At 37.7% G+C, this 24,778-nt stretch carries 15 protein-coding genes; 2 read left to right on the forward strand and 13 right to left on the reverse strand.

Annotated elements, in window-relative coordinates:
- Window positions 1-52: 52 nt before the first annotated feature.
- The 13 genes from AAOP42_RS11740 to AAOP42_RS11800 all read right to left on the reverse strand — a co-directional run bounded on the left by AAOP42_RS11740 (window position 53) and on the right by AAOP42_RS11800 (window position 22,981).
- On the reverse strand, window positions 53-1,288 hold the full coding sequence (locus AAOP42_RS11740; protein ID WP_349528707.1) for a Tm-1-like ATP-binding domain-containing protein: 1,236 nt from the start codon (window positions 1,286-1,288) through the stop codon (window positions 53-55).
- A 182-nt stretch (window positions 1,289-1,470) separates the two neighbouring features.
- Entirely contained in the window at window positions 1,471-2,172 is a 702-nt protein-coding gene (locus tag AAOP42_RS11745; protein ID WP_349528708.1) for a 3-keto-disaccharide hydrolase, read from the reverse strand.
- Window positions 2,173-2,303: 131 nt separating this feature from the next.
- A complete protein-coding gene (locus AAOP42_RS11750; RefSeq protein ID WP_349528709.1) occupies window positions 2,304-4,928 on the reverse strand; it encodes a c-type cytochrome in 2,625 nt (874 codons plus the stop codon).
- Window positions 4,929-5,230: 302 nt separating this feature from the next.
- On the reverse strand, window positions 5,231-6,952 hold the full coding sequence (locus AAOP42_RS11755) for a hypothetical protein (RefSeq protein ID WP_349528710.1): 1,722 nt from the start codon (window positions 6,950-6,952) through the stop codon (window positions 5,231-5,233).
- A 17-nt stretch (window positions 6,953-6,969) separates the two neighbouring features.
- Window positions 6,970-9,609, reverse strand: coding sequence for a c-type cytochrome (locus AAOP42_RS11760; protein ID WP_349528711.1), 2,640 nt, complete (start codon window positions 9,607-9,609; stop codon window positions 6,970-6,972).
- A gap of 214 nt (window positions 9,610-9,823) precedes the next feature.
- On the reverse strand, window positions 9,824-10,609 hold the full coding sequence (locus tag AAOP42_RS11765) for a glycerophosphodiester phosphodiesterase (RefSeq protein ID WP_349528712.1): 786 nt from the start codon (window positions 10,607-10,609) through the stop codon (window positions 9,824-9,826).
- Between the two features lie 99 nt (window positions 10,610-10,708).
- Window positions 10,709-13,069, reverse strand: a complete 2,361-nt coding sequence (locus AAOP42_RS11770; protein ID WP_349528713.1) for a GH92 family glycosyl hydrolase — start codon at window positions 13,067-13,069, stop codon at window positions 10,709-10,711.
- Between the two features lie 88 nt (window positions 13,070-13,157).
- Window positions 13,158-13,997 carry a sugar phosphate isomerase/epimerase family protein gene (locus AAOP42_RS11775; protein WP_349528714.1) on the reverse strand — a complete coding sequence of 280 codons (840 nt, stop codon included), beginning with the start codon at window positions 13,995-13,997 and terminating at the stop codon, window positions 13,158-13,160.
- A gap of 253 nt (window positions 13,998-14,250) precedes the next feature.
- Entirely contained in the window at window positions 14,251-16,047 is a 1,797-nt protein-coding gene (locus AAOP42_RS11780) for a RagB/SusD family nutrient uptake outer membrane protein (protein WP_349528715.1), read from the reverse strand.
- A 33-nt stretch (window positions 16,048-16,080) separates the two neighbouring features.
- Window positions 16,081-19,413, reverse strand: coding sequence for a SusC/RagA family TonB-linked outer membrane protein (locus AAOP42_RS11785; protein WP_349528716.1), 3,333 nt, complete (start codon window positions 19,411-19,413; stop codon window positions 16,081-16,083).
- A 146-nt stretch (window positions 19,414-19,559) separates the two neighbouring features.
- Window positions 19,560-20,612: a FecR family protein gene (locus AAOP42_RS11790; protein WP_349528717.1), complete on the reverse strand. Its 1,053-nt coding sequence runs from the start codon at window positions 20,610-20,612 to the stop codon at window positions 19,560-19,562.
- Between the two features lie 181 nt (window positions 20,613-20,793).
- Window positions 20,794-21,369 (reverse strand): RNA polymerase sigma factor, encoded by a 576-nt coding sequence (locus AAOP42_RS11795; RefSeq protein WP_349528718.1) that lies wholly within the window; start codon window positions 21,367-21,369, stop codon window positions 20,794-20,796.
- A gap of 253 nt (window positions 21,370-21,622) precedes the next feature.
- Window positions 21,623-22,981, reverse strand: a complete 1,359-nt coding sequence (locus AAOP42_RS11800) for a Gfo/Idh/MocA family protein (protein ID WP_349528719.1) — start codon at window positions 22,979-22,981, stop codon at window positions 21,623-21,625.
- Between the two features lie 340 nt (window positions 22,982-23,321).
- Between AAOP42_RS11800 and AAOP42_RS11805 the strand changes: the two genes are divergently transcribed.
- Together AAOP42_RS11805 and AAOP42_RS11810 are read left to right on the forward strand one after the other, a co-directional pair.
- On the forward strand, window positions 23,322-23,744 hold the full coding sequence (locus AAOP42_RS11805; RefSeq protein WP_349528720.1) for a hypothetical protein: 423 nt from the start codon (window positions 23,322-23,324) through the stop codon (window positions 23,742-23,744).
- A gap of 204 nt (window positions 23,745-23,948) precedes the next feature.
- Window positions 23,949-24,692: an AraC family transcriptional regulator gene (locus AAOP42_RS11810; RefSeq protein ID WP_349528721.1), complete on the forward strand. Its 744-nt coding sequence runs from the start codon at window positions 23,949-23,951 to the stop codon at window positions 24,690-24,692.
- Window positions 24,693-24,778: the final 86 nt, after the last annotated feature.

A 24,778-nucleotide genomic window follows, 5' to 3' on the forward strand; every position in this document is an offset into this window, starting at 1 on the left:
TTTTAAAATATGTTTATTGGTTTCTTTTAATTTTATCCTTTTTCACTTAGCATCATTTCTTAATCATCTGCAAAAGAATTTCTACTGATTTTTCCGCAAAAACTTTGTCGTTAATATTGGCATCTATTTCCAGTATCCTGATGTCATCATTCGCATGTTTTTTTATTGACTGAAATAATGCCTGGTCTGCTTCCTGATCATAAAATACTTCTGCCTCAGCACTCACTTGTGACAAGCCTCTTAGCGGTAGCAAGATACAAACCTCACTTGTTGATTTATTCAATTTTTGCGCTATTCTTTCACCCAGTATCGTATTCTCTTCTACATTGGTACGCATAAGCGTAACATCTGGAGCCCAACTGTAAAGCAGTCGTGATTTGTATTGTTCAGGTACAGAGTCAATCGTACCATAGTTGACCATATCCATACATCCGGGCACAACCACCTGTGGAATACCCATTTGGGAGGCAGCCGTCAACCGATCAGTACCTGCACTGCATATTCCTCCACATAAATCATCTGCCAACTCAGTCGTAGTAATATCCAATACGGCATCAAAACAGCCTTCTCTGATCAGGGACTCCATCGTCCTGCCTCCTACACCAACGGAATGAAAGGTCAATACATCAAATCCCTCTTCTTTCAACAACGAAGAACATACATCAACGCATGGTGTGGTATTGCCAAATATACTGATGGCTATGCTACCTGAAGTCTCTGCCTGGTCAATTTGCCCGGAATGAATCATGCCATTGATAGCTCCTGCAGCCTGACTGATTAACAACCTGCTGATACTGTTAAGCCCGGCTACATCAACAATTGATGGCATCAGTAAAATATCTTTACTGCCTATTTTCTCTGATAAATCTTTGGCAGCCAATGTACTCAGACAAAGTTTGGGAATACCCAATGGAACAGACTGCATGGCAGAAAGTATGATATAAGTACCTCCTCCTCCTCCCATACCTATCACACCACATACTTTATCTTGTGAGACAAGGTCAGCAATAACCTTAGAAGCACCCAGTCCCATTTTTTCAATGGCAAAGCCTCTGTGATTTTTTTCACGCAAATCAGATAAGTCAACATTAGCTGCATGCGCTACTTCTCCGGCTTCAATATCAATGCTGAATTGGTCTGTTGTACCGAATATTCCTGTGTTAATTGAAATGACAGTAAGCCCAAGCTTTAACAGGCATTTATGGAGGTATGCGAAATCTTCACTCTTGGTATCAAAGCAGCCAATCATAATTATTGACTTCTGTCCATCAGAAGATTTTTCAGGCATAAGCATTCCGCAAATTAGTAAAAGATCAATTTAATTTTTCACCTTTTATAAGTCAAATTTTGACTAAATTTTATCTTAAGAAGGATAATTGGGGCATTTCTGTGACAAATTGTACTTAATAAGCAAGAAGGCTCACTCCAATTTTCATCAAAGAGTAGCCTTCTTTCTTGCAAAAGTAATTCTTATTTAACGATAGGCCTGAGAACAATGTCCTTATAAAACACTTTCATGTTTGGGCCTTTATGTACTTGTAAGGCAAAAATACCGGAAGATGCACGTTTACCTACTTCTTTGTCAACTACATCAATGGTATTGTTGTCATTGATAAAATGCTGCAAATGCTCACCATTGGCTACAATACGGTAGGAATTCCACTGTTCCATATTAATCTTTGCCTGTATTGCTTCGCTTGTACTGAATTGCTCCACTGTCTTCTCTCCGTCTGCTCCTATCATTACTTTTTCTCCCCTTTGGGCTAAAATACCACGTCCCTTTTCTTCATATAAAATACCAGAATAGTTGGTCCCGGCTTCCATATCTCCCTGATACCCGCCAACAACGAATTCACTCTCATCAAGCACTTTTGCACGGTATTGCACTCCACTGTTTCCACCAATTATTTTATATTGAAAAGTAAGTTCAAAATCCGAAAATGGCTTTTCATAGATTAAAAAGGTATTATGATCTATTTGATTTTCATCGGTTGTCCGTCCTACAATTGCCCCATCTTCTACCGACCAAATTCTGGAATCCCCTCTCCAACCATCGAGATTTTTTCCATTGAAAAGAGAAATAGATTCTCCCTGATCGCCTGAAGTATTCTTTGCAGCAGGTTGACATGCAACCATTACAACAAGAGATAGATATATTAGTTTTTTATACATAAGAGTTTTTTTATTTTTAGTAAAAAGAGGTTGTCTAAAAAGGGTTAAAGAGTTACCGGATTCCTGACTGCCGATTAGGTAGGCATTCTGGAATCACCTGCCTTATGAGACTACCTCTTTCTTAATTTCTTTTACTTTTTATAAACTTTACTGTTTTTATCACCTCCGGATATCAGGAAGGCTACCAAATCACTCAACTCCTGCTCGTTGAGTCTGTTAATCAAAGCAGGTGGCATAGGAGAATGAGCAGATTCTTCTTGTTTTTCCAGATCTTTCTTTCTGAATTTGGTAGTCAAATCAGGAGAGAATGGGTTGACACTGACTTCCATCTCATTTTCGGTCTCATTGATCAACCTTCCGGTTACGACTCTATCCCCTTTTAGGAAATATTGTGTGTTTCTATAGCGATCTGAGATGGTAGCCGATGGATCAACTATGGCTTCCGCTATATCACTGACAGAAAACCTTGTACCTATTTGGGTCAACTCAGGGCCTGCATTTCCACCATTTCCATTCACACTATGGCAAGAGGCGCAAAGAGAAGCTTTAAACATGTTCTCTCCATTTTCAAAGTTTACTTTTACCTGATTCTTGTTGTATGCTGCTACAAATGACTTCACGGTCCAGTTTTGTCCCGGGCCTTTTGGCTGGGTAATGTTAGACATATAGCTTCCACTATTCTCTAATGCTTCTCCAGCCAAAGCTTCAAAATATTGCCTATCCGGTTCAGGCACATTAGCCAAAGCTATCCCTTGTATTGCTTTAATAAATTGCGAATACATTCTACCCCCAGATTTTTTCAAAGCCCTGTTATACCATTTGAAATAACGTTCTCTTAGTTCATTTGTCCAACCATCGTTGATAAAGCTAAGGCTCTTTGCATATCCAATGTTTTGTTGGTTAGGCATGTTCTTCAACATGTTTTCTACGTCTTTTCCATACTGCTCACTTCTTTTGGAAATGTCTCCTGATAGGTAAATAGACTTCAAATTGGAAGTAATGGTATCATTTTCCATTCTCTCAATAGTAGGAGCAATTATTTCCGACACCTGCAAAAAACTCAAAATTTTACATATCTCTCGGTTCATAATATCAGAACTGGACAAGTAAGAAGGTAAAAATGTATCTTTAAGTCGTTTCTTAAATGTATCTGAAAGTTCCTCTTCCATTCTGATCACGAGCAAATCTACAGCCCTGATAAAATCAATTTTCTGAGATTCAACCAAACTGGTCCAACTGATATCCAACAAAGTATTTAATGCTTTTTTTCTATCCGAATCATCTCCATGCCGGGCAATGGAGATAGCAAGGTTAATACTTTTCAAAGGTGATTTACTCTCAGATATTTTATCTTTCCAAAGGCTGTAGTCCTGATTTTCCAAAGCTACCCTGGCTGAAAAGCGAATAAAACGATCTTCATTATCCAAATAACTTATCAGATAATCAATTTTATCTGAAGCCTTTTTAGTTTGAAATACTTCAATTTCTCTTCTTAAATTTCTTTCTTTTTTACCAGCTTCATTTGGTTCAAATTTAACAGGTTCTGTAGATCGCTCTCCCGTATAAGTAACTTTATATAATGAAGACTCTAATCTCCTACCACCAGTCAAAAAGTATAATGCTCCATCATCACCTGCTATTCCATTAGTCAATGGTAATGGAACTCCTGATATGAACTCAGTTACTTCTGTTGAATAACTACTTCCCTTAGGTGTAAGGCTAGCATAATACATGGTACCATAACTCCAATCGAAAACAAAAAGACCTTTCTGGTAGTAAGATGGGAATTTCAATCCCCGTGCTTCCAACAGTCCTGTTGGTGATCCTTGTCCCAGATTAGCAATTCCTGGAAGGTTATCAGGGTACTCAGCAGAGAATTTACCTGTTCCGGTTCTCCACCCAAAATCCGCACCATCAGTAAAATGACACAACCTGATCGGCCTGTACCAGGGCATTCCCATATCATATTCCATATCGGAATCGAAACCAAACAACTCACCATCCTGATTAAATGCTATGTCATAAGTATTTCTTAAACCTACAGTAGTCAGAGTCCATTCTTTTCCTTCAAAATCAGTTTTCACAACCCATCCTCCCGGAGCTTTTCTGTCATTGGCATGACCACTAGGATCTTTTATCACAGGTAGTATATTGTCTTCGCCCCAAACTTTAGGTACTACACTGTCCAAATCTTCCGGAATATCGGTGTGATTTCCTAATACCAGATACAAAGATTGACCATCAGGAGATAAAATAACATTATGTGGACCATGTTCACCCTCTCCATTAAAAGAACGTAACATCCTTACATTGTCAAATTCGTCATCTCCGTTGGAATCTGTGATTTTATAAAACCCACTTTTGATCATAAGGTCACGATTCTCATTGGAGTTAACCAAAGCATATAAATCTCCTTTATGCCAAAGTAATCCTTGAGCCAGACCAATTTTCAAATCCAATTTTTCAACCGCAACTTTATCGTTTGTATTATTTATCCCCGGCAAAGTTACTCTGTAGATATTACCATACTGGTCAGATGTATATAGTCTTCCTTTATCATCTTTAGTGATACTCACCCAAGATCCCTGATCATGTTCATTTGGTTTGTACAATTCTTCAATGACAAACCCTTTTGGAACAGTAATATGGCCTACGGTAACACGTTCGCTTATGGGTTCTTCATTGGTCTTATCGGGTTGACAAGAAATGGAGAGTATTAATAAAGAAAAAATAAAAGGTAACCTGCAGTTTTTCATATTGTGATTGATTTAGTAAAGTTTGGTAGTAATATCTTCAATGGTTTAAAGTATCGTGCGAAAATATCTTGTAATTTGACTCATGATTTTGAAACAAACATGAAACCTTAACTATCTTGAACAAAGACCGGATTTCAATATTATTTTCAGGGAAGCAATGTAATAGATTATACCCAATATGAATCATTTCCAACAAAACTAAAATGCAAACAGCCTCATTATCTCCTGTATTTTGCTAAATAATGATACTTTTTTATCCCAAAATAAAGAAAATGGAAAGAAAGTACAAGAAATACAACCAATCAACTGAGTTCAATAGTATGATTAAAGGGGGTATAACCTGTCACGTAAAGACTACTCCCACCCTGTTTAGGCAACATGCCTCTCATTTCTGCCCATTTGTGAGCCACTATACCACCACCAAAATTGATTATATCTTTTCCTACCTGGTATTGGCCATTGCCTTTTTCCAGAAAAAAAACATCTTTTGTATTTTTGTCCTTTACTACTCCATCAAACTCCCCTCCAGGTCTGAAGCTCATTTCCCAGGTTACAGGTACATTTGGGCAACCCGTAATTTCAGATTCAATAGAAACCTTACCATCAGATTCCTTAATGGTAACCACTGTAGTCATTGTCTGTGCCTCACTCAACTCACGATCATCACGAGACAATTCTTTCCACGCATTTGCACCACTATGCTTATCAACAGGCACTGGCTGATAATACCCTTTAGTCAAGGTTCTTTTAAGAATAATTACCTTTCCATCAAATTCAACTTCTTCTGCAACGAATTGTCCTTTTCCAAAAAATGCAGCCCCTAATCTCATTGACTGCATGACAGCATTCCCTTTTCTATAGGAGAAAAATGTGGGATTCTGTTCTATCACAGAAATATCAGTACTTCCTCTTCTAATCCTGAATACACCTGAATGCTCAAAGTACTTGAAATAGTTATCAGGAACTTTACTTGGTTCAATAAGCTTATTTTCAAAAATAGAATCCTCCAGTAATGTCAGAATAAAGTTTGTGATTTTTTCCGGCATTTGTTCTTCGATCAAAGCACAAACTGCAGCAAATTCCGGGTTTTTATCCTTTATGGCAAAATACCTGTAGGCATAATAATACTTATTAACAAAGCCTACATACGCACTGTCCTGTCGGTGAGAAGCATCTGTAAGTACTTCTCCATCTGGCTGAATGTAGTAGAGGGTCATTGCCAGATTAGTTCTAGCCACATCCAACAAATCACTACGGTCGAGCAATCTGCCCATCGTTAAAAACATATTATCACAAACTGCACTATACACGCTTACACTTCTTTCGGTGTACTGCCCGTCGGCATCCAAATCTATACCTTCCGAGAGCCATTGGTCTATTCTTTTCAAGTACTTTGGATCAGGAAAAAAACTATTCATTCTGGCTAATGCAGAGCTGACAACCCATCTATGATTGGCTGTATGTATCCCGCCTGACACCAGACATTTCCCTGCATTAATAAGGAATTTTTCCAATTGTGAAACGAAGCATTTCAAACCAGGCTGCTTCATTCTCCTGATACAGGCATATACCGGACTAAGATAATTAACTAAAAATGCGGTATCAGGAGTAGAATGAAAGTTGGTACTGTGAAGGTCAATAGTTCCATCATCATACTGTACATTCACCAAACAAGTAATGGCTTTTTCAAGAGGTTGTTCTAAAGCAGAAGATTTATAATATTCTGAAAATTCGTAGGCATAGGCAGAAGCAAGGGTAACTATAAATCCATAAGTGCTATGAGCATTTACCAACTCAAAATTGTTCATCACACCACCATTCCATCTATCCCCGGGTTTATCTACCTGTTGTTTTAACAACCCATCTACTTTATCGTCATTTAGTACTGAAAGCTTTTTAAGTATCTCATCCCTGCCATTCATTTTTCCTTTAAAATTACCTGCCCAGGATAGAGAAGGAAGTATGGAAATACCAGAAGCAACTACTGCTGTTTGCTGTAAAAATTTTCTTCTTTGATCGTTCATTGTGTTGATAGTAATTCTTAATTGTTGTAAATCTCGTGTTCCTGATTTCCGCCTGACACTAAAAAGGCAATCAGATCAGTCAATTCCTGTTCATTCAATCTATTAATCAAACCGGGAGGCATTGGTGAAATAAGAGATTCTTCTTCCTTCTCCACCCTGCTTTTTCTGATTATTGTTCTCAGATCCGGCGAAAAAGCATTAGTGCTTATTTTCAAAGCACCTTTATCCTCTTCAATCACCTTGCCTGTCACCACCCTTCCATCTTCCAAATGGTATGACGTATAACGATATCGGTCAGAAATAGTGGAAGATGGATTGACGATAGCCTCTGCTAAATCAGATATTGAAAACCTGGTGCCAACCTGAGTCAATTCGGGTCCGATGTTGCGGCCAACACCTTTTATACTATGACAATTGGCGCATAATGATGCTTTAAAAAAGTTCTGTCCATTCTCAAAATTAGCTTTGGTCTTATTTTTCAAATAAGCCGATTTCACCGTTTCTACCGTCCAGTTTTGTCCGGGTCCTTTTGGCTGTTTCACTTCACTGGCAAGATTATCAGCTTCGCTCATGGCTTCACTGGCTAAAGATTCAAAATATTGGCGATCCGCTAACGGCACATTGGTCAAAGCTACTTCCTGTATAGCCCGGATAAATTGGGCGTATGAATTGCCTCCGGATTTTGTTAGCGCATCACGATACCACTTAAAATACCTTTCCCGTGATTCCTTTGCCCATCCTTGCTTTATCACACTCAAACTTTTTGCATAACTGATGTTTTGAGGATTAGGCATATTCTTAAGCATGTTTTCAATAGCAGCACCATATTGTTCACTTCTTTTGGAAATATTCTCTGATAAGTAAATCGCTTTCTGATCTGCAGAAGCAACAGTATCATTCTCCATTTTTTCCAATGTTGGTTCTATAATATCAGCTACCTGAAGAAAACTTAATACTTTACACAGTTCTTTATTTACCAAATTTGAACTTATCAGATAGGAAGGCCTTAATGCCTCAACAATACGCTTTGATATTGCTTCTGGGAATTCACCCTCTGACCTGATCAATAGTAGTTGTATGCCTCTGATGTAATCGATCTTCCTCTCTTCGGAAAGAGAAGTAAAATCAATTTCCAATAGTTTCTCAACTGCCTTTAATTTGTCTGAATCCGTACCAAGATGGGCAATAGATATAGAAAGGGCTACTGCTTTTAATGACGTTACTTTTTTGTTGATTTCATTTTTCCAAAGATCATAATCCTGATGCTCCATAGCTACTCTGGCAGCAAATCGACTAAACCTGTCGGCATGATCCAAGTTCTCAATAATAAACCCAATTTGAGATGCATCCTTTTTAACATGTAACGCTTCGAGTTTTTTACGTAACGACCTTTCTGCCTTACCTTCTTCATTTTCAGTAAGTGTCAGGATTTCAGCAGGTCTTTTTCCTTCATAGGTCAGCTTATAAAGTGTTGATTCTAACCTACGTCCACCAGTAAGAAAATACATCGCCCCATCATCTCCTACCAACCCATTAGTCAATGGCAATGGCACACCAGAGATAAATTCACTAAGTTCGACATTATAACTACTGCCCTTTGGTTTCAGGCTTGCAAAATACATAGTACCATAACTCCAATCGAACAAGTAAAGGCCATTCTGGTAATAAGAAGGGAATTTGAGTCCTTCCCCGTTCATTACTCCTGTTGGCGATCCTTGTCCTATATTAATAATTCCCGGAAGGTTGTCCGGATACTCTTGTATAAACTTACCCGTACCTGATCGCCAGCCAAATTCACTTCCACTGGTAAAGTGACAAAGGCGAATAGGCCTATACCAGGGCATGCCCATATCGAGTTCCATATCAGAATCAAAACCAAACAATTCTCCATCCTGATTGAATGCCATATCATAAGTATTTCTCATACCTACATTATGGACAGTCCATTCTTCAGTGACGATATCCACTTTTGCCACCCATCCGCCTGGAGCTTTTATCTCATTTACATGGCCACTTGGATCTTTTATAGTGGGGAGTATATTGTCTTCACCCCAAACTTTTGGTACGTGACTTTTCAAACCCTCGGGTATCAAAATGCGATTTCCCAAAACCAAATACAGAGATTTTTTATCCGGGGATAATTCAATATTATGAGGGCCATGTTCTCCAAAACTCCCCTCAAATATCCTAAGTGTATCTACTTTATCAAACTGACCATCGCCACTGGAATCGGTGATTTTATAAAACCCACTGTAAATTTTTAAATCCCTGTTTACATTGGAATTCACTAAAGCATAAAGTACATTTTTATGCCAAAGCAGTCCCTGAGCCAGACCTATGTTCATATCAAGCTTATCAACTACAATACCTTGTTTTGAACCAACATCTGTTGGTAGTGTCACTCTATAGAGGTATCCAAATTGATCGGATGTATAAAGTCTGCCCTGATCATCTTTGGTAATACTTACCCAAGACCCCTGATCGTGCTCATTTGGCTTGTATAACTCTTCAAGTTTAAAACCTTTGGGAACTTTTACATCTTTTATGGTTATTTGCTCTTGAATTGGCCGATCAAGTTCCCGTGAACCACAAGAACTCAGTATTAGAAGAACCCATACAAGTTGTAACAATCTGATATATATATTTCTCTTTTTCATAAGGTAATTGAATAAAACCTATTTCTTCAAAAATAGATTTAAAGGAGACCAGCCAGAATACGCCGATGTACCATTTGAAGGTTCGAATGTGCTTAACTACTTTCAATTTACAAACACATACCTACTACAGAGACTTGACGGGGTTTTTAAAAAAGAAAATGACACTATGATATCTTTGAAAAAACTTAGGATGCCTGGAGAAAAAATCTGACAACTAATTATTTGCTATTCTCCGTTTTTCCATCGCTTTGTCCGGGCGGTTAGTGATTAACCCATCAAGTCCTACATCAATTAATTGCTGCATGTCTTTTTCATTATCTACGGTCCATTTCCAAACCTCAACTTCTCGCTCATGAGCAAAATCAAGAAACTCCTTTGTAACAACCGTTTTACCTCCCACTCCAATGGCATTTAAATTTAAAACATTGGCGTAATCTATGGTTGTGTTGTCTGCATCGCTTATCAAGTACAGTGTCGGGATATTTTTATCGAGTTGTCTAATCTTGGCTAACACCGGATAGTAAAAAGAAAATATGATCACCTGGTCATTCATTTCGAGATCATTCACAACTTTCATAACCGATTTCTCTACTCCATAAACTTTAATTTCTATACAAACCTTAATTTTTCCTTTAGCCAATTCAAGCGCTTCCCTCAAAGTTGGAATTTTTTCATCTTTATATTCATCACCAAATTTCTTACTGTTTCCCACTTTGACTGTAGATATGTCCTTGTAAGTCATTTCGGCTATTTTTCCTTTGCTATCATTGGAACTGGTCCGATCTACTGATGAGTCATGAATCACCACCACAGAGTCATCTTTGGTTTTATGTACATCCAATTCGAAATAATCAGCTTTGCAATCGATTGCCTTTTGAAAAGCAATGAGCGTATTTTCAGGAGCTATTTCAGAAAAGCCCCTATGTGCAATTATTTTAGTTTGAGCCTTTGTTAATAAGGAACTTGAAACGAGCATGACCACTACAATTAATCTATTCATTATTTAAACTAAGTTAATAGTAAGATTCTTAAAATTCTTACTTGTTTACCATCAAGGTTTTGAGAACATTTTTACATAGGATTTTTACCAAAAAATGGCTCACTGGGAACCAGGCTTATCTGTCATGTCCAGTGTAAGCACCCCTCCTTTAGTCAAGTCCCTGTGATTAATTTCAGGTGTGCTGAGTTCGGAATTATTCCATTGGGCACTTTGAATGTATCTGTTTTCCAGACTATTTTTTGGAGCAATAATTTCGATCTTATCACCAGTGTAATATTCCTTGTTTAAGTGAATAGTTATCTTATTAAAAATAGGACTCCCCAAATCAATTTTAGGTTCTATATCTGCACCAGACCTCATTTCAAACAACCCTATTTTCATCAACACTGACAGTGACCCCATCAATCCCTGATCTTCATCTCCACTGAATCCAAACTTAGGAGACAAATCTCCAAATACTTTGTCCACAACTTCCCTAGACCAATACTGAGTTAACCAGGGTTTTCCAATGTGATTGAAAACAAATGCTGTTTCAATGGATGGTTGATTGCCATAGTTGATCGGAATTCTTTTGTTTTGCTCATCCAACTCTTTTGCATGTGATTTTCCTGAGGTAAACTCCATTTTAGCGGCCGTTTCGAAAGAAGTATTCAGCTTTTCTGCTGCTGCATCATTCCCTCCCATCATTTCAGCCAGACCTTTAAGATCTTGAGGTACATACCAGGTAGATTGAGATGCATTTGACTCTACGAACCCACCTTCGTATTCATAAGGATCGTAGGGTTCTCTCCAGCTACCATCCTGTTCTTTAGGACGCATCCATTTGGTTTCAGGATCAAAAATATTTTTCCAATTGTTAGACCGGGTCATAAAAAGTTTATAATCATCTTCTTTGCCTAATGATTTTGCCATTTGTGCCAGACACCAATCCTGATAAGCATATTCGAGCGCTTGTCCTGCACCGTCCTGATGACCTCCCCACTTTTTGCTATCCATTGGAAAAGGGATATATCCTCTGTCTATGTAATATTCTAAACCACCACCCTTAATAGTGTTATGCTCATACCCTGCTCTCCCCATTGTACCTCCTGGCATGTGATTTTTCCTCATTCCTTCATAGGCCTTTTCCACATCGAAATTGCGAATGCCTTTCATATAAGTGCCCACAATAAACGGTGTGGATGAAGCTCCAGTCATCACATGAGTATAATTACCACCTGAAGGGCCTCTTGGTATGAATCCGCCATCATCGTACATCAGTAGCATAGAATTGACAAACTGTTCGGCTATTTCCGGATACACCAAATCCCACAATGTAGTAATAGTCCATTGCGCACCCCAAAATGAATCTGAATTGAAATGGTTAAACTTAGGCTTTCCCCTTTCATCCAAAGGAATCTGTCCGGTTCGTGGACTGTCACCTGTCATATCACAATATTGACCATTTGCATCACTAATAATTCTTCTGCCTTGTAGTGCTTTCCAAAGATCAGTGTAAAAACGCCGTTGTTGCTGCTCGTCATTTCCTTCAATCTCAATTCGACTTAACTGACTATTCCACTCTTGCTTTGAGTCTTTTACTACCTTATCGAAATCCCAATGATCCAATTCAGCCTTGATGTTGAGCTTTGCCTGCTCTGTACCCACATAAGAGATTCCTACTTTCATAAGTACAGTTTTTTGGGTATCATCTAAAGTCAGGTACACGCCTCCTTTTGTTCCATCAAACTCAGTAACTTCACCTGAAAGCTTACCATCCTTCCATGCATGCATAGCAGAAAACGGTTTTTCAAGTTCGATATGAAAATAAACATAAGTGTCCTTTGGCCTGCGGTGAGTTTTAGTCATCAAGGCGTAACCGTTGATTTCCTTATCTGAAACTTTTTCTGCATGCCCATATTTAGTCGGCGATGGCCCCAGAACAGTACCTAAATCAAGCAAAATTGAATTTTGATTTGGCTTTTCAAAAGTATATCTATGAAATCCAACTCTGGTAGTAGAAGTTAGTTCAGCGTTTATCCCATAGCTTTTCAATTTAACCTGATGATAACCGGGGAAAACGGTTTCTTGATCATGTGAATACAGAGAGCCATAAACATCCGGACCTTTATGTCCTTTAAAATCACCTGTAGTTGGCATCACTGGTACACCTGACAACTGCCACGCATGTATATGACTGAAGAATTTGATGGTATCTTCCTGATATCTATACCCTGAATTCCAAGCTCCATCTATCTTCATATCCGGGCTTAAGTTGACCATACCAAAGGGACGAGAGGCTGAAGAGAAGAAAAACCATCTGGAATTTTCTGTGTCCAGAAACGGATAAACCATATCTACAGGTTTTATATGACTTGCTACTACTGGTGGGGTTGTCTCTTTTTGCTGACAAGCAAAAATAAAAACTGACCAGACAAGGGTCAGTGTTAAAATTTGATAAACTTTTCTTTTTATGTTCATAAATAGTAATTTGATTAAGTTCAACCTGACCCTTCCTAAGCAGGCCAAAAACACACGGAATTGATCAATTGCAGTAAATACGATGGAATTATTGAGACAATACTTTTATGCAACCTTTCACATATCCTACAGATTCTGACAGGCCTGGTAAAGGATCATCAGCATCTTTTTCGTATTCTATACCTGCCACTCCTGTGTAACCCTTGTTCAATAACATTTCCAAAAAACCGGGAATATCAATAACTCCACGGCCAATTTCTACTGTTTTACCATCAGGAGTTGCACTATTAACATCTTTGAGGTGGATATCAAATAACCTTGAAAAATACGCTTTACCCGCTTCAATGGGATCAACACCAATTCTCTGCGTGTGTCCAATATCCATGCATAATCCAAATCTGGGATCAAGGTCTTTAATCTTCTCAAAAACACTTTCAGGACTTGGGTACTGTTCGTCTCCCGGCCCATGGTTGTGTATGGCTACTTTTATATTATACTCTTTGATTTTATCATTTGTATAACTCAGTAAATCATGCTGTGGAACACCAACTATCACAGAGATGCCTGCATTTATAGCGTATTCAAAAGCCTGATCAACATCTTCCTTTGTTTTCATATAGATCACGCCTGCTCCATAAAGATTCACACCTGTTTTTTTCGCATTAATGGCACTGCTTTTCAATTCTTCTGTGGATGCATCCATTGCCAGGTGCATACTTTTGAAACAGATATAATCCAACCCTACTCTTTTGGTCATTTCCAAGGCTTGGGTTTGGCTGAATTTCCGAAGGCTATAAGATGCCAACCCCAACTTTAGTTCGTTCTTTTTCTTTAAAACACCAGCCCCGGTATTACTTAAAGGAACAAGTGCTGTAGCCAAAGTTAGTCCTGATAACTTGACAAAATCTCTTCTGCTTTTTTGTTTCATCTGTGATTTGTATTTGTAGATTATGAAGTTACTATTTCCTCAATATAATACCTCATTCCTCCAAAAATAAATGATAAATCAAAATATCTCTAATACTATTAAAACTTGAAATCATCATTTTTAAACATAAACCCTGAAGAAAAAAATGGAGGGCTATAGCCCTCCATTCTTAAAACCAAAACAATTATTATCTCATAGATGCCTGCCTTGCTTTCTAAACTTCAAGACAAATAAATTACATCCGGTTTGTTTTCTAGTAGTTAAGATTCTGAGAAAGATCATTAGAAGCCAAATCTCTTTCTTGTTGAGGTATTGGCCGTACCATATGGTATGCAGCTATTTCGCTATCAGCTGTCCATGGATTCATCGTTTTTGCTCTGTCTATCAACTTTTCAGTTCTTTTCAGATCATACCATCTTACATATTCACCCATCAATTCCCTGGCTCTTTCGTCCAAGATCATGTCAATGTCTATTGTACCTGCTGTTGCTCTATAGGATACAGTTGCCATAGAGGAAACATCGGCTGGATTTGCTGCCTGCAACGGAGTAGCTCCGGCATTTGCTCCTAGTGCTCTGTCAACAACTCTATTGTAATATACCTCTGCTCCTCCCAAGTCTCCACCTGTAGCACCTTTAACAATTGCTTCAGCAGCAATCAGGTAAGCTTCTGCTGAACGGAACAATGCGTAATCAAAAGTACCAAAACCATCACCATAAGGGATATTTGGCTCAAAGAATTTCCACATCAAAGGTTGCATGTTGTTTCCATGATAAGCTGAGCTTGTTATGGTTTGATATTCATCAGTGTTGATCACTGCATATGGCAAATCTCCTCCTACATCTATTCCTCTCTCAGCTGGTGTAGTGGCTGGATTGTCCCATGGTCTGAATTCAACTACAACATCGCCTGCTGTGATATCAAATTCAGCACCATTGCCAGGATCAAAATCAGGCACATCTATTAAAGCGTAAATCTTTCCTAAAAAATTATGATTGTATCTGGTATCAATATCAGTATCGTACATCCTGTATATAGATGGCGTGGCAATAAATTTACCCAAATACCTATTATAGAAAGAAGATCTGGCTACTTCACCTGGTACAGCTACACTTCCTCCAAATGCATGATGATAGTCATTGCCTTCCGGTGAAGTGACAATGTTTTCACTAAATTGTATAGCAAACACAATTTCATCGTTTTGATCGTTTTGTGTTGCTGGAGAATTAGTCTCCAAAAGAGGATTCTCGTTACGTGCTGGAAATAAATCAGTATAATTGGTAGCCAATGGATACGCTGCAATTACTTTATCTGCATAATCCAATGCCATGTCAAAATCAGCATTGCTACCACCCAATGAATTATTGTAGTTCCAGCCTCTTGTCAAGTAAACACGTGCCAATAAAAACTGAGCTGTTCCCTTAGTCACACGACCATAATCTGTTGCGGTAACAGGCAATGTCGCTTCAGCTTCTGTCAAGTCACTAATGATCTGAGTGTAAACATCTGCTGCTGGTACTCTGATTACCTCTTTGTTACCACTGGTCGTTTCTTCCAAAGGCATTGGAATATCTCCCCATTGCTGCACTGCATAGAATAAAGCCAATGCCCTAAGCACTTTTGCTTCAGCTATCCTATCCTCTTTCAAACCCTCGTCCATACCTACAACTCCTTCTGCCCTACTTACTACAGTATTTGTACGGTTGATCTCTTGATATAGGTGAGTCCATAAAGTAGCAACTTCTCCTGTTGTAGCACTCAAATTAGCATTATACTCATTAAATCCACTACCGAGTGTTGTGGTTGCCTTGTTCCAATCTCCCTGACTGAATATATCGGTTCCCTGCAGTACCAACTCCCTATCTTTAATAATTTGTCTAAATAAAGGGTACGTAGCTCTAACCAAATCTTCAAACCCCTCCGGAGTTACATAGTAATTCTCTGCTGTTTGCAATGAAACAGCTTCCTCGTCTAAAAAATCACTGCACCCTACCGATGAAAGCATCAATACAGCGGTGGCAAATACCTGCCATTTTTTATATATCTTCATTTTTTAAAAAATTTTTCGTGAAAGAAATAAACCTTAGAAAGAAACATTTAAACCGAATAAATAGGAAGCATAAGATACTTCATCTTTATAAATGTTCCCATTGTATTCAGGGTTAAATCCTTTGGTCTTGGTAAACACAAAAGGATTGTTTGCCTGTGCATAAACCCTCACATAACCCAATCCTAAACTACTCAACGCTGAAGCAGGAAGTGTATAACCCAATGTTATGTCTGAAATCCTGACAAAATTGGCCGATACCACAGAAAATGAATTCCTGCTGTTGCCTGGACCTGCTCCCCTGTATCCAAAATAAGTAGTAGATGGGTTAGTAGTCGTCCAGTAATCAAGCGTAGCATCATGGTTGTAACGGTTGTTGCCTGTGTCACCAAATGTTCCGGTCAGGTAGGTACTCCTCCATTTTACTCCCTGACGGGTGTACACGAAAAATGACAAATCGAAATTCTTGTAGTTAAACTTATTTCGAACTCCCATCAGGAAACTGGGACTTTCACTTCCTACAATTACCCTGTCATCAGCATCCGTGATTTTACCATCATTGTTTTGGTCTACAAATTTCACCTGGCCTGGCAGGTAGCCAAAATCAGCAGCTTCATCTGCTTCATCAAGTTGCCAGATACCTATTGGTTCGTAATAGTATAGAGCATTTACTGGCTCTCCCACAAATCGGTTGTTTCCAATATCTTCAGTCAGACCGTCGGTCAATTTGGTTACTTTGTTATTGTTCTTGGTAAACGTAATGTTTGTATTCCATGTAAAATCCTCCTTGGCTATATTGACTGTGTTCAACAATATTTCTACACCACTATTTTGTATTTCTGCAACATTGGCTACTACATCTGAGAATCCTGTAGATATTGGAAGTTTGTCTCCTATGATAAGGTCTACGGTTTTTCTATTGTAGATTTCTATAGAGGTAGTAATCCTGTTTTTCATTATACCCATATTGATACCGAAATTAAGCTCCTTGCTACGTTCCCATACCAAATTCTTATTCGATAGGTTGTTGATGGCATAACCATTAGCAGATGAACCACCAAACTCGTATTGGGTTTGAGCAATTGTTGATTGAGTTTGATAAGGATTTACTGAAGCATTACCCACTTCACCATAACTTACCCTTAACTTCAAATCAGAAAACATGTTGGTGTTTTTAATGAAATCCTCATCACCCAGACGCCATGCCAAGGCTACTGATGGAAAAAACTGCCATTTGTTACCCACTGACAATTGTGAGGCTCCATCACTACGACCTGTAACTGTCAATAAGTATTTATCCTTGAAAGAGTAATTGATCCGTCCCATATAGGAAAGCAATGCTCTTTCTTCCAAACCAGTTGACCAGTCTGTCACCGTACCGTCCTTCAAATGATACCACAAAGAAGGGTAAGGCAAATCCTGAGCTGCTATGTTCGAATCCTGTACCCTTTGCTGAAATACACTGTGTAATCCGGTTACAGTCAATCCATGGTCTCCTGAGTTCAACTTGTAAGTCACTGTATTATCCAACGTATAAGATGACACTGCCCTAGTTGCCAAACTTGCTCTTGGTAATCTTGTGGATTTTTGAGATTTGGTATAGGTTCCTCTGAATTCCCCATCTTGTACACTTGACACTGTAGTTGATATTGAACTTCTAAATGACAAACCCTTTATAGGCGTATAATCAATATAGGCATTGGCCAATAAAGATGATTTACGCTGTTCTCTCTGGTAATTTTCTTTCTGAGCTTCTATTACGGGATTAAGCACTTGATTGTCATTGATTCCCATAAATACTGAATAACCATTCCAATCCTTGTCTCCTGCTGCATCTGATGCCTGTAGGTCTTCTGTATAAACAGTTCCTGTTGGCCTTGCTCGGAATGCTGAACGCAAGGTCTCTAAAGAAGAAAGTGCCTGCTTGCTGAAAGTATAGTATGATGTCAAACCTACTTTCACTTTGTCATGTACTTTGCTTTCCATGCCTGCCTTTATTGTATATCTCTTAAATGAAGTATTAATGGTATTTCCTCCTTCATTCAAATAACCCAATGAAAAATCATAAGTAGTTCTTTCTGTTCCACCTGTCAAACCAAGGCTGTGTCCAGTTTGTACCGCTGCATCTGTGATCAAATCAACCCAGTCTGTGGTTTGTCCTGAATTAACCAAAGCAAGTTCACTGTCCGTTGGAGATCGGCTATTGCCCAGACTATTTCCAGTTTCTTGTTCGTATAAGTCAAATACATGGTGCGCAAATTGTTGTGCATTCTGAAAGGTTGGCATATGTGCCATTACTTTCATACCTACATAAGAGTTGTAGCTGATTTTTGGAGTACCTGATTTACCTCTTTTCGTAGTGATAATAATCACTCCATTGGCTCCTCTTGATCCATATATGGCTGTAGATGAAGCATCCTTCAATACATCCATAGATTCGATATCGTTAGGATTCAATACATTCATATCTGCTCCCATTACTCCATCAATCACTACTAGGGGAGCACTCGCATTTGATCCATCAAAATTACTCAACCCACGAATGTCGATACTATAGCCTTCACCTGGGTTGTTACTCAATTTATTAATGTTTACGCCTGCTACTTGTCCCTGAAGAGCTGCAGCAGCCTGAATAGGATTGGATCTTACAATATCCACTGACTGAATGGAACCAACTGCTCCTGTTAAATCTCTTCTGTTTACTTCTCCATATCCTACCACTACAATTTCTTCCAGAGAAGTTGCATCAACTTCCATTGCAATGTCAATGGTTGATCTGGATCCTACAGGAACTTCCTGAGTCTTGTACCCTACAAAGCTGACAACCAGTACAGACTCAGCTGATGGAACATCAAGCTTATACTTGCCATCTAAATCAGTAACCGTACCTCCTGCGGAACCCTTGACTACTATAGCAGCTCCTGGTAATCCGTCTCCGTTTTCATCAGTGACTTTACCACCCACACTTACATCGGCCAAAACCTCAGAAACTTCTATTCCTTTAACTGCTCTTTTGTTTACATGAATGGTTTCATCCACTCTTCGAAATTGCACATTAGATTTTTGTGCCACTTTTCTCAACACATACCCTAAAGATTTATCAGTTTCGGCTATGTTGATTTTTTTATTCTTGTCAATCATGCTTTGCTTATAAGCAAAGTTGAATGAGGTTTTCTCTGAAATACTTTCAAACACTTTCTCAATGCTCGCATTTTCCAGGTCAATCGTAATATAGATATCTTCTATGCTCTTCTTCTGCGCATTAATTTCCTTCGCTGTAATGAAAGAAAATAGTACACATTGAAGTACAATACCGGATATTCCATATTTTGTCATAATCAAAATATTTTTAAGTAAATTTGTCTTCATGTCACTTAAAGTTTTTAGTTGAAATAGTATATTAAAAATATGTGGCTTATCTCATGATTGTTGAATCGACATTCCCCAATGATTTATTCAACTTCATGAGATACTTTTTTTGGGGGGCTAACTTGTATTGGATTTATTCATAGTGATTAATTTATAGTTATAGTTTTATTTTTTATACTGTAGTCAAAATCATATACAAACTGTAAACCATCAAGTACAGTCCTCAATGGTTTATTTGCATAACTACCCGTAAAATCTTTCTTGGAATCTATGTTACGTTTGATAACAAAAGAAACACCGTACCATTGTTCCAGCGTTTGTCTTATTTCCTTAAAATTTGCTTTTTGAAAATGGATCACACCATTTCTCCAGTCAAACACCTCACTTCCTTCCAGTTTTTCTCTCTTTAGGCTTTGATTTTTCTTCTTAAAAACCCCTAAATCACGCTGTTCCAAAATCAAAAAATCTGCATTTTCATCTTTACGCTTATTTTGTAAGCGAACTTTACCTTCCTCAACGGCAACAAAGATGTTATCCTCATCATCAAAAGCTCTGACATTAAAGGCTGTACCAAGCACCTGAGTCTGAAGGTCTCCTGATTCTATGATAAAAGGCCTGAGGGTATCTCTTTTTACCATAAAGAAAGCTTCCCCCTTCAGCTTTACTTTTCGAATTATTTCCTCATTAAATTGACTTGAATAAAGAAGCCTGCTATTAGAGTTTAGAAAAACCCGTGTTCCATCGGGTAAAGTAAATTGAGATTTTTTTCCATTAGGGTTCTCTTTTTTCATTATAGATACCTGATTGGATAACTCTAACATCTCTTCGTCTTGCCCCAGATTCGAATAAAACAGATATCCCAGAATAAACAATGGAATCAATGATGCGGCTACTTTCAATAAAGTACTATAAGACTTTTTATTTTTTCTATAATGAGATATTCTGTTCTCATTATTAATGTTCATTGAAATATTGCCCCAAAGCCGTATGATGTTTTCCTCTGCTATATTGCTTTCTTTGAAGCTAAGTGAGCGTACTAGCTCTGCGGCTTCATCTATTTCAAAAATACGATTAGAATTATCACTCAACCAATCGGACCAAAACTCTTCACACTCCTGATCAGGATTCCGTACCCATTTCTGAAAGTATGAGTCCTGAGCGAAATCTTCAATAGTATAGTTTTTGTAGTTTATTTTCATGGCCTTGCTTGTACAGGCTGACAACACTAACGATTAATAATTGCCTGTAACTAAACAGTAATTACACAGACCTCTGATTTGTACTCAAAAAAAAATGATTATTTTCCGACAAGTAAAAAGAAATATCTTTTCAAGAGAGAAAAACCACTGGTATTTGAATGATTCGAATCCCTTAATTGTATTAAATAGAATACCTGCTCAATTGACTTTTTAAGGCCTTTAAACTGCTATATACCAAATTTCTAACTGACTGATAATTCAATTCCATGATATGGGCAATTTCTTTGTAGTCCATATCTTGATAAAATTTAAGATAAACAGCTTCCTTTTGCCTTTTTGTAAGCTTATCAAGAAATGCAGTGACTTGTTTTTCATTGGAAAGCCGGGCCTGTAGGTTAAATTCAATTTCCTGAGGATTGTATTGTAAATCAAAAGAATACTTTTCATCCAATAAATCTTGGGTATGGTGCTTTTGATCCACAGCCGATTGCCTGATCAATTTTTTTCTAAGCGCACCCAGTAGGTATAATTTGATGGAGTTTGTGGAACTTAGATTCAACCTGTTTTTCCATATTGTTAAAAACAAATCCTGAATACAGTCCTCAACCATTTGCCCATTTGAAGAGAACTTGTTTCCGTATTTATAGAGAATCTTAATATTGCATTTGAATATATAACTTAATGCTTCCTGATTTCCTGATTTGAAAATCTCCCAAATTTCTTCGTCTTTCAGTATTTGATATTCCTGCCCTAACATCCAGTCATTTTAGTGATTTGCAACATTTCTCATTGCCGCTTTAATTTAATTCTAAAATTTGTTCAAAAGTATTACTTACATATGTTCTCATAAAGGAATGATTGTACCAAAAGCATAGACAAATGTGTTTTCAGGTAAAAACTAATCTATATTCCATTTAATGTGCAGATTCCACTTCATGAGTACCCGGTATTTATTATTGTCTTTGATTTGTGTATGTACAAATCAAAGACAATGTATGATGCATTAAAAATCAATACTGGAATACTTTTCCTCCGGCAAGTACTTCCTGATTCTTTTCATCAAAAGTCACAAACTGGCCTGTTCGCAATGCTGCTGTAGTCATTATGTTGGCTATAGAATGATTATATCCCGCTTTGACAGGAGCATTAGTTTCCTTTCTGCTTCGGATACATTCCATCCAGTTGAGCATGTGCAACGACGTGGTATCATCTGCACCAGTATTGGCACTAGTTACTACCTTAGGGGCATTATCAGATAATGAATACTCATCCAGTAGATTTGGTTTCATATTCATGGCTTTAGCATATTTTTCAATAAGACCACCATTTGCTGTTACTTTGTTGGTATCAAGGTTCAATTCTCCTCCATTGGAGTAATATATTTCTTTGGTACCTCCTGCAGAATTGGTAAACCTGGAAGAGTACACCACCTGAAACCCCTTAGACATATCATTCAATGGGCCATAATCAAATACAGCAGTCATGGTATCATAATTCTTTCGCCCATCCTTCCACAGATAAATTCCACCATTAGCTGCCACACTCCTTGGATGGGGCAAATCTGTAAACCAATGAACAGTATCTATCTGATGTGCCATCCACTGCCCCGGAATACCGGATGAATAAGGCCAAAACAACCTGTATTCAAGATATTTTCTCGGATCCCATTGTTCATAAGGCCTATTTAGTAAAAAGCGTTTCCAATCCGTATCGGTTTCCTTGATAGCTGCCACCTCCTTAGGTCGTCTCCACCTGCCAGGCTGGTTTACATTCCACGACATTTCCACCGAAGTGATGTCTCCAAATTGTCCTGATTTGATAAAATTATTAGCAGCATGGTAGTTTGCTCCACTTCTACGCTGAGAACCAACTTGTAATACAATACCAGCATCATTCACCGCTTTCAATGCTTGCCTATTGTCTTCCATTGTTTCGGCAAAAGGCTTTTCGCAATAAACATCCTTTTTTGCGTTTGCAGCTTCAGCCGCCAGAAGCGCATGCTGAAAATCTGCAGTAGAAATAATCACTGCATCAATCTGGTTGTCTTCATACATCTCATCAGTATTTCGATAACCCTTTACTTTTTTATTTCCACTCAGCTTTTTGATCACTTCAACTCCTTCTTCTCTTCGCAAATTCCACAGATCACAAACACTTGTAATCTGAAAATTCATTTTGTCGCTACTTTTGTAGAAGGCTGGAATAAGTGCACCTTGAGCCCTACCGGAAAACCCCAAAATACCGACATTCACCCTATCGTTAGCTCCTATAATATTGGCATAACTTTTAGCACTCATGCCCATAGCAAGACCTGCTGTGCCCATTGTTGTTTTTTTTATAAAATCTCTTCTACCAGATGATATTTCCATAATAACTAAGTTTTTTTTACTTCCTTCCAAATTTTTATTGCCTGTATATTTTTAAGTAAATCTAAAACTAATACTAAAGTTGTTATAGGTGTATTTGTACCAATTGTATAGGTCTATGAATCATCGCAAGATACTTTCTTCCCTAAAATCAAATGAATAGCTAAAAACCTTCATAGGCATAATAGCACTCTACATATAAATTAATTTCAATCAATTATCTATTAGAAACTTACACCATAAGTATAATCAATAAATTTAATAAACAATACATAACTACCTGTTTATTAGAAAATTAAATACATAATACATAAATTTGTACTTAAACCAAAAAATGTACAATATGAAAACCGCAAAGAAAACACTTCGCAATACCGGCTATTTCGTATTTTTATTTTTCATGCTTTGTTCTTTTTCTTATGAAGACAAAAAAAATAAAGAAGGGGATGTGAAAATAAAAGAAGCTTTTCAAAAATTGGAAGAAGCAGTTAAGCAAAGAAAATTTTCAGATGCCAAGGAAGTAGTCAATGAGATTATTCCATGGATGAAGCAAGACATAAAAGACGACAAGAAAACTCTGACTCAAATCGGAAAATCAATTGATGAATCAGAGGTAGATAAAAAATCGTTTTCCACGACTTTGGGCAAAAAGAACAAGCTGTATGAATCAACCAAACACCTGGTAGAGTCCTCTCCGGCTGCCATCAGAGTAAAGGGAAACGATCTCGTTAAACTTGTAAATGAATATATGTTATTGATTGAATAGAATAAGCGAACACTAACAATCAGGCTCATGATGCCTGCTATGTCTCAATATAGCAGGCTTTTTTATTTATATTATATTTGGCAAAATATTTGTCAGCATACCGCTTTTAAAACAGACAAGTCAACCAGTTCTTTTCAAGTAATTCAGCCAATGATAGGTTCAAAGAAAAAAATAGAGGACGATCTTTTGATCAAAGTTTCGAAAATGAAACCAGTCATAAAACCAACCAAACCCCACAAACATGATGGCTACCATGAATTAATATTTTTATCGAAAGGATTTGGCACACATACCATAGATGATTCTGTATTTGATGTAAAACCTCTGATGGGATTTAACCTGAAGCAAGGACATGTTCATTGCTGGGATTTCTCCGAAATACCTGACGGTTATGTCATTTTGTTTAAAGAGCAGTTTATCTCCAAATACCCCACTGTCATAAACAACCTGTTTAGGATTGCAGAAAAGTTTGAATTACCACAAAACTCAAGTCTATTCATTCTATTAGAAGAATTTTACAAAGAATTCAAGAAACGAAGGAAGGAGGAAATTTTGGGTGCCTACCTTAACCTGATTATCTTAAAGACCTTAGAACTTACTAATTCAACCAAAGCGGTATCTCCTCCTATAGTCACAGATTTCTACAAATTCAAAGCTTTACTTAATGAGCATTTTTTAAATCTCAGGTTGACAAGCGACTATGCTGACCTCATGAACATGAGTGTACACAGGCTAAATTCAATATGCATGTCGGCAGCACATACTACAGCTACCAACATCATTAAACAAAGAATACTGGTAGAAGCAAAAAATCTAATTACCCATACCAGTTCAAGTGTTTCAGAAATTGCATATGCTTTAAACTTCAGCGATGCTTCTAATTTTATAAAATTCTTCAAGTCTCTTACTACATTAACCCCAACGGAATACCGGTCAAAACTGAATTGATCAGTCATCAGTAATCGCATAAAACCCTTTCAAAAAATACCATTCTTTGAAATTTTCTACCGTAGAAATTGATCCGCCCAACGGTA

Source organism: Reichenbachiella sp. MALMAid0571 (assembly GCF_040151475.1).
Taxonomy (GTDB): domain Bacteria; phylum Bacteroidota; class Bacteroidia; order Cytophagales; family Cyclobacteriaceae; genus CAXBNB01.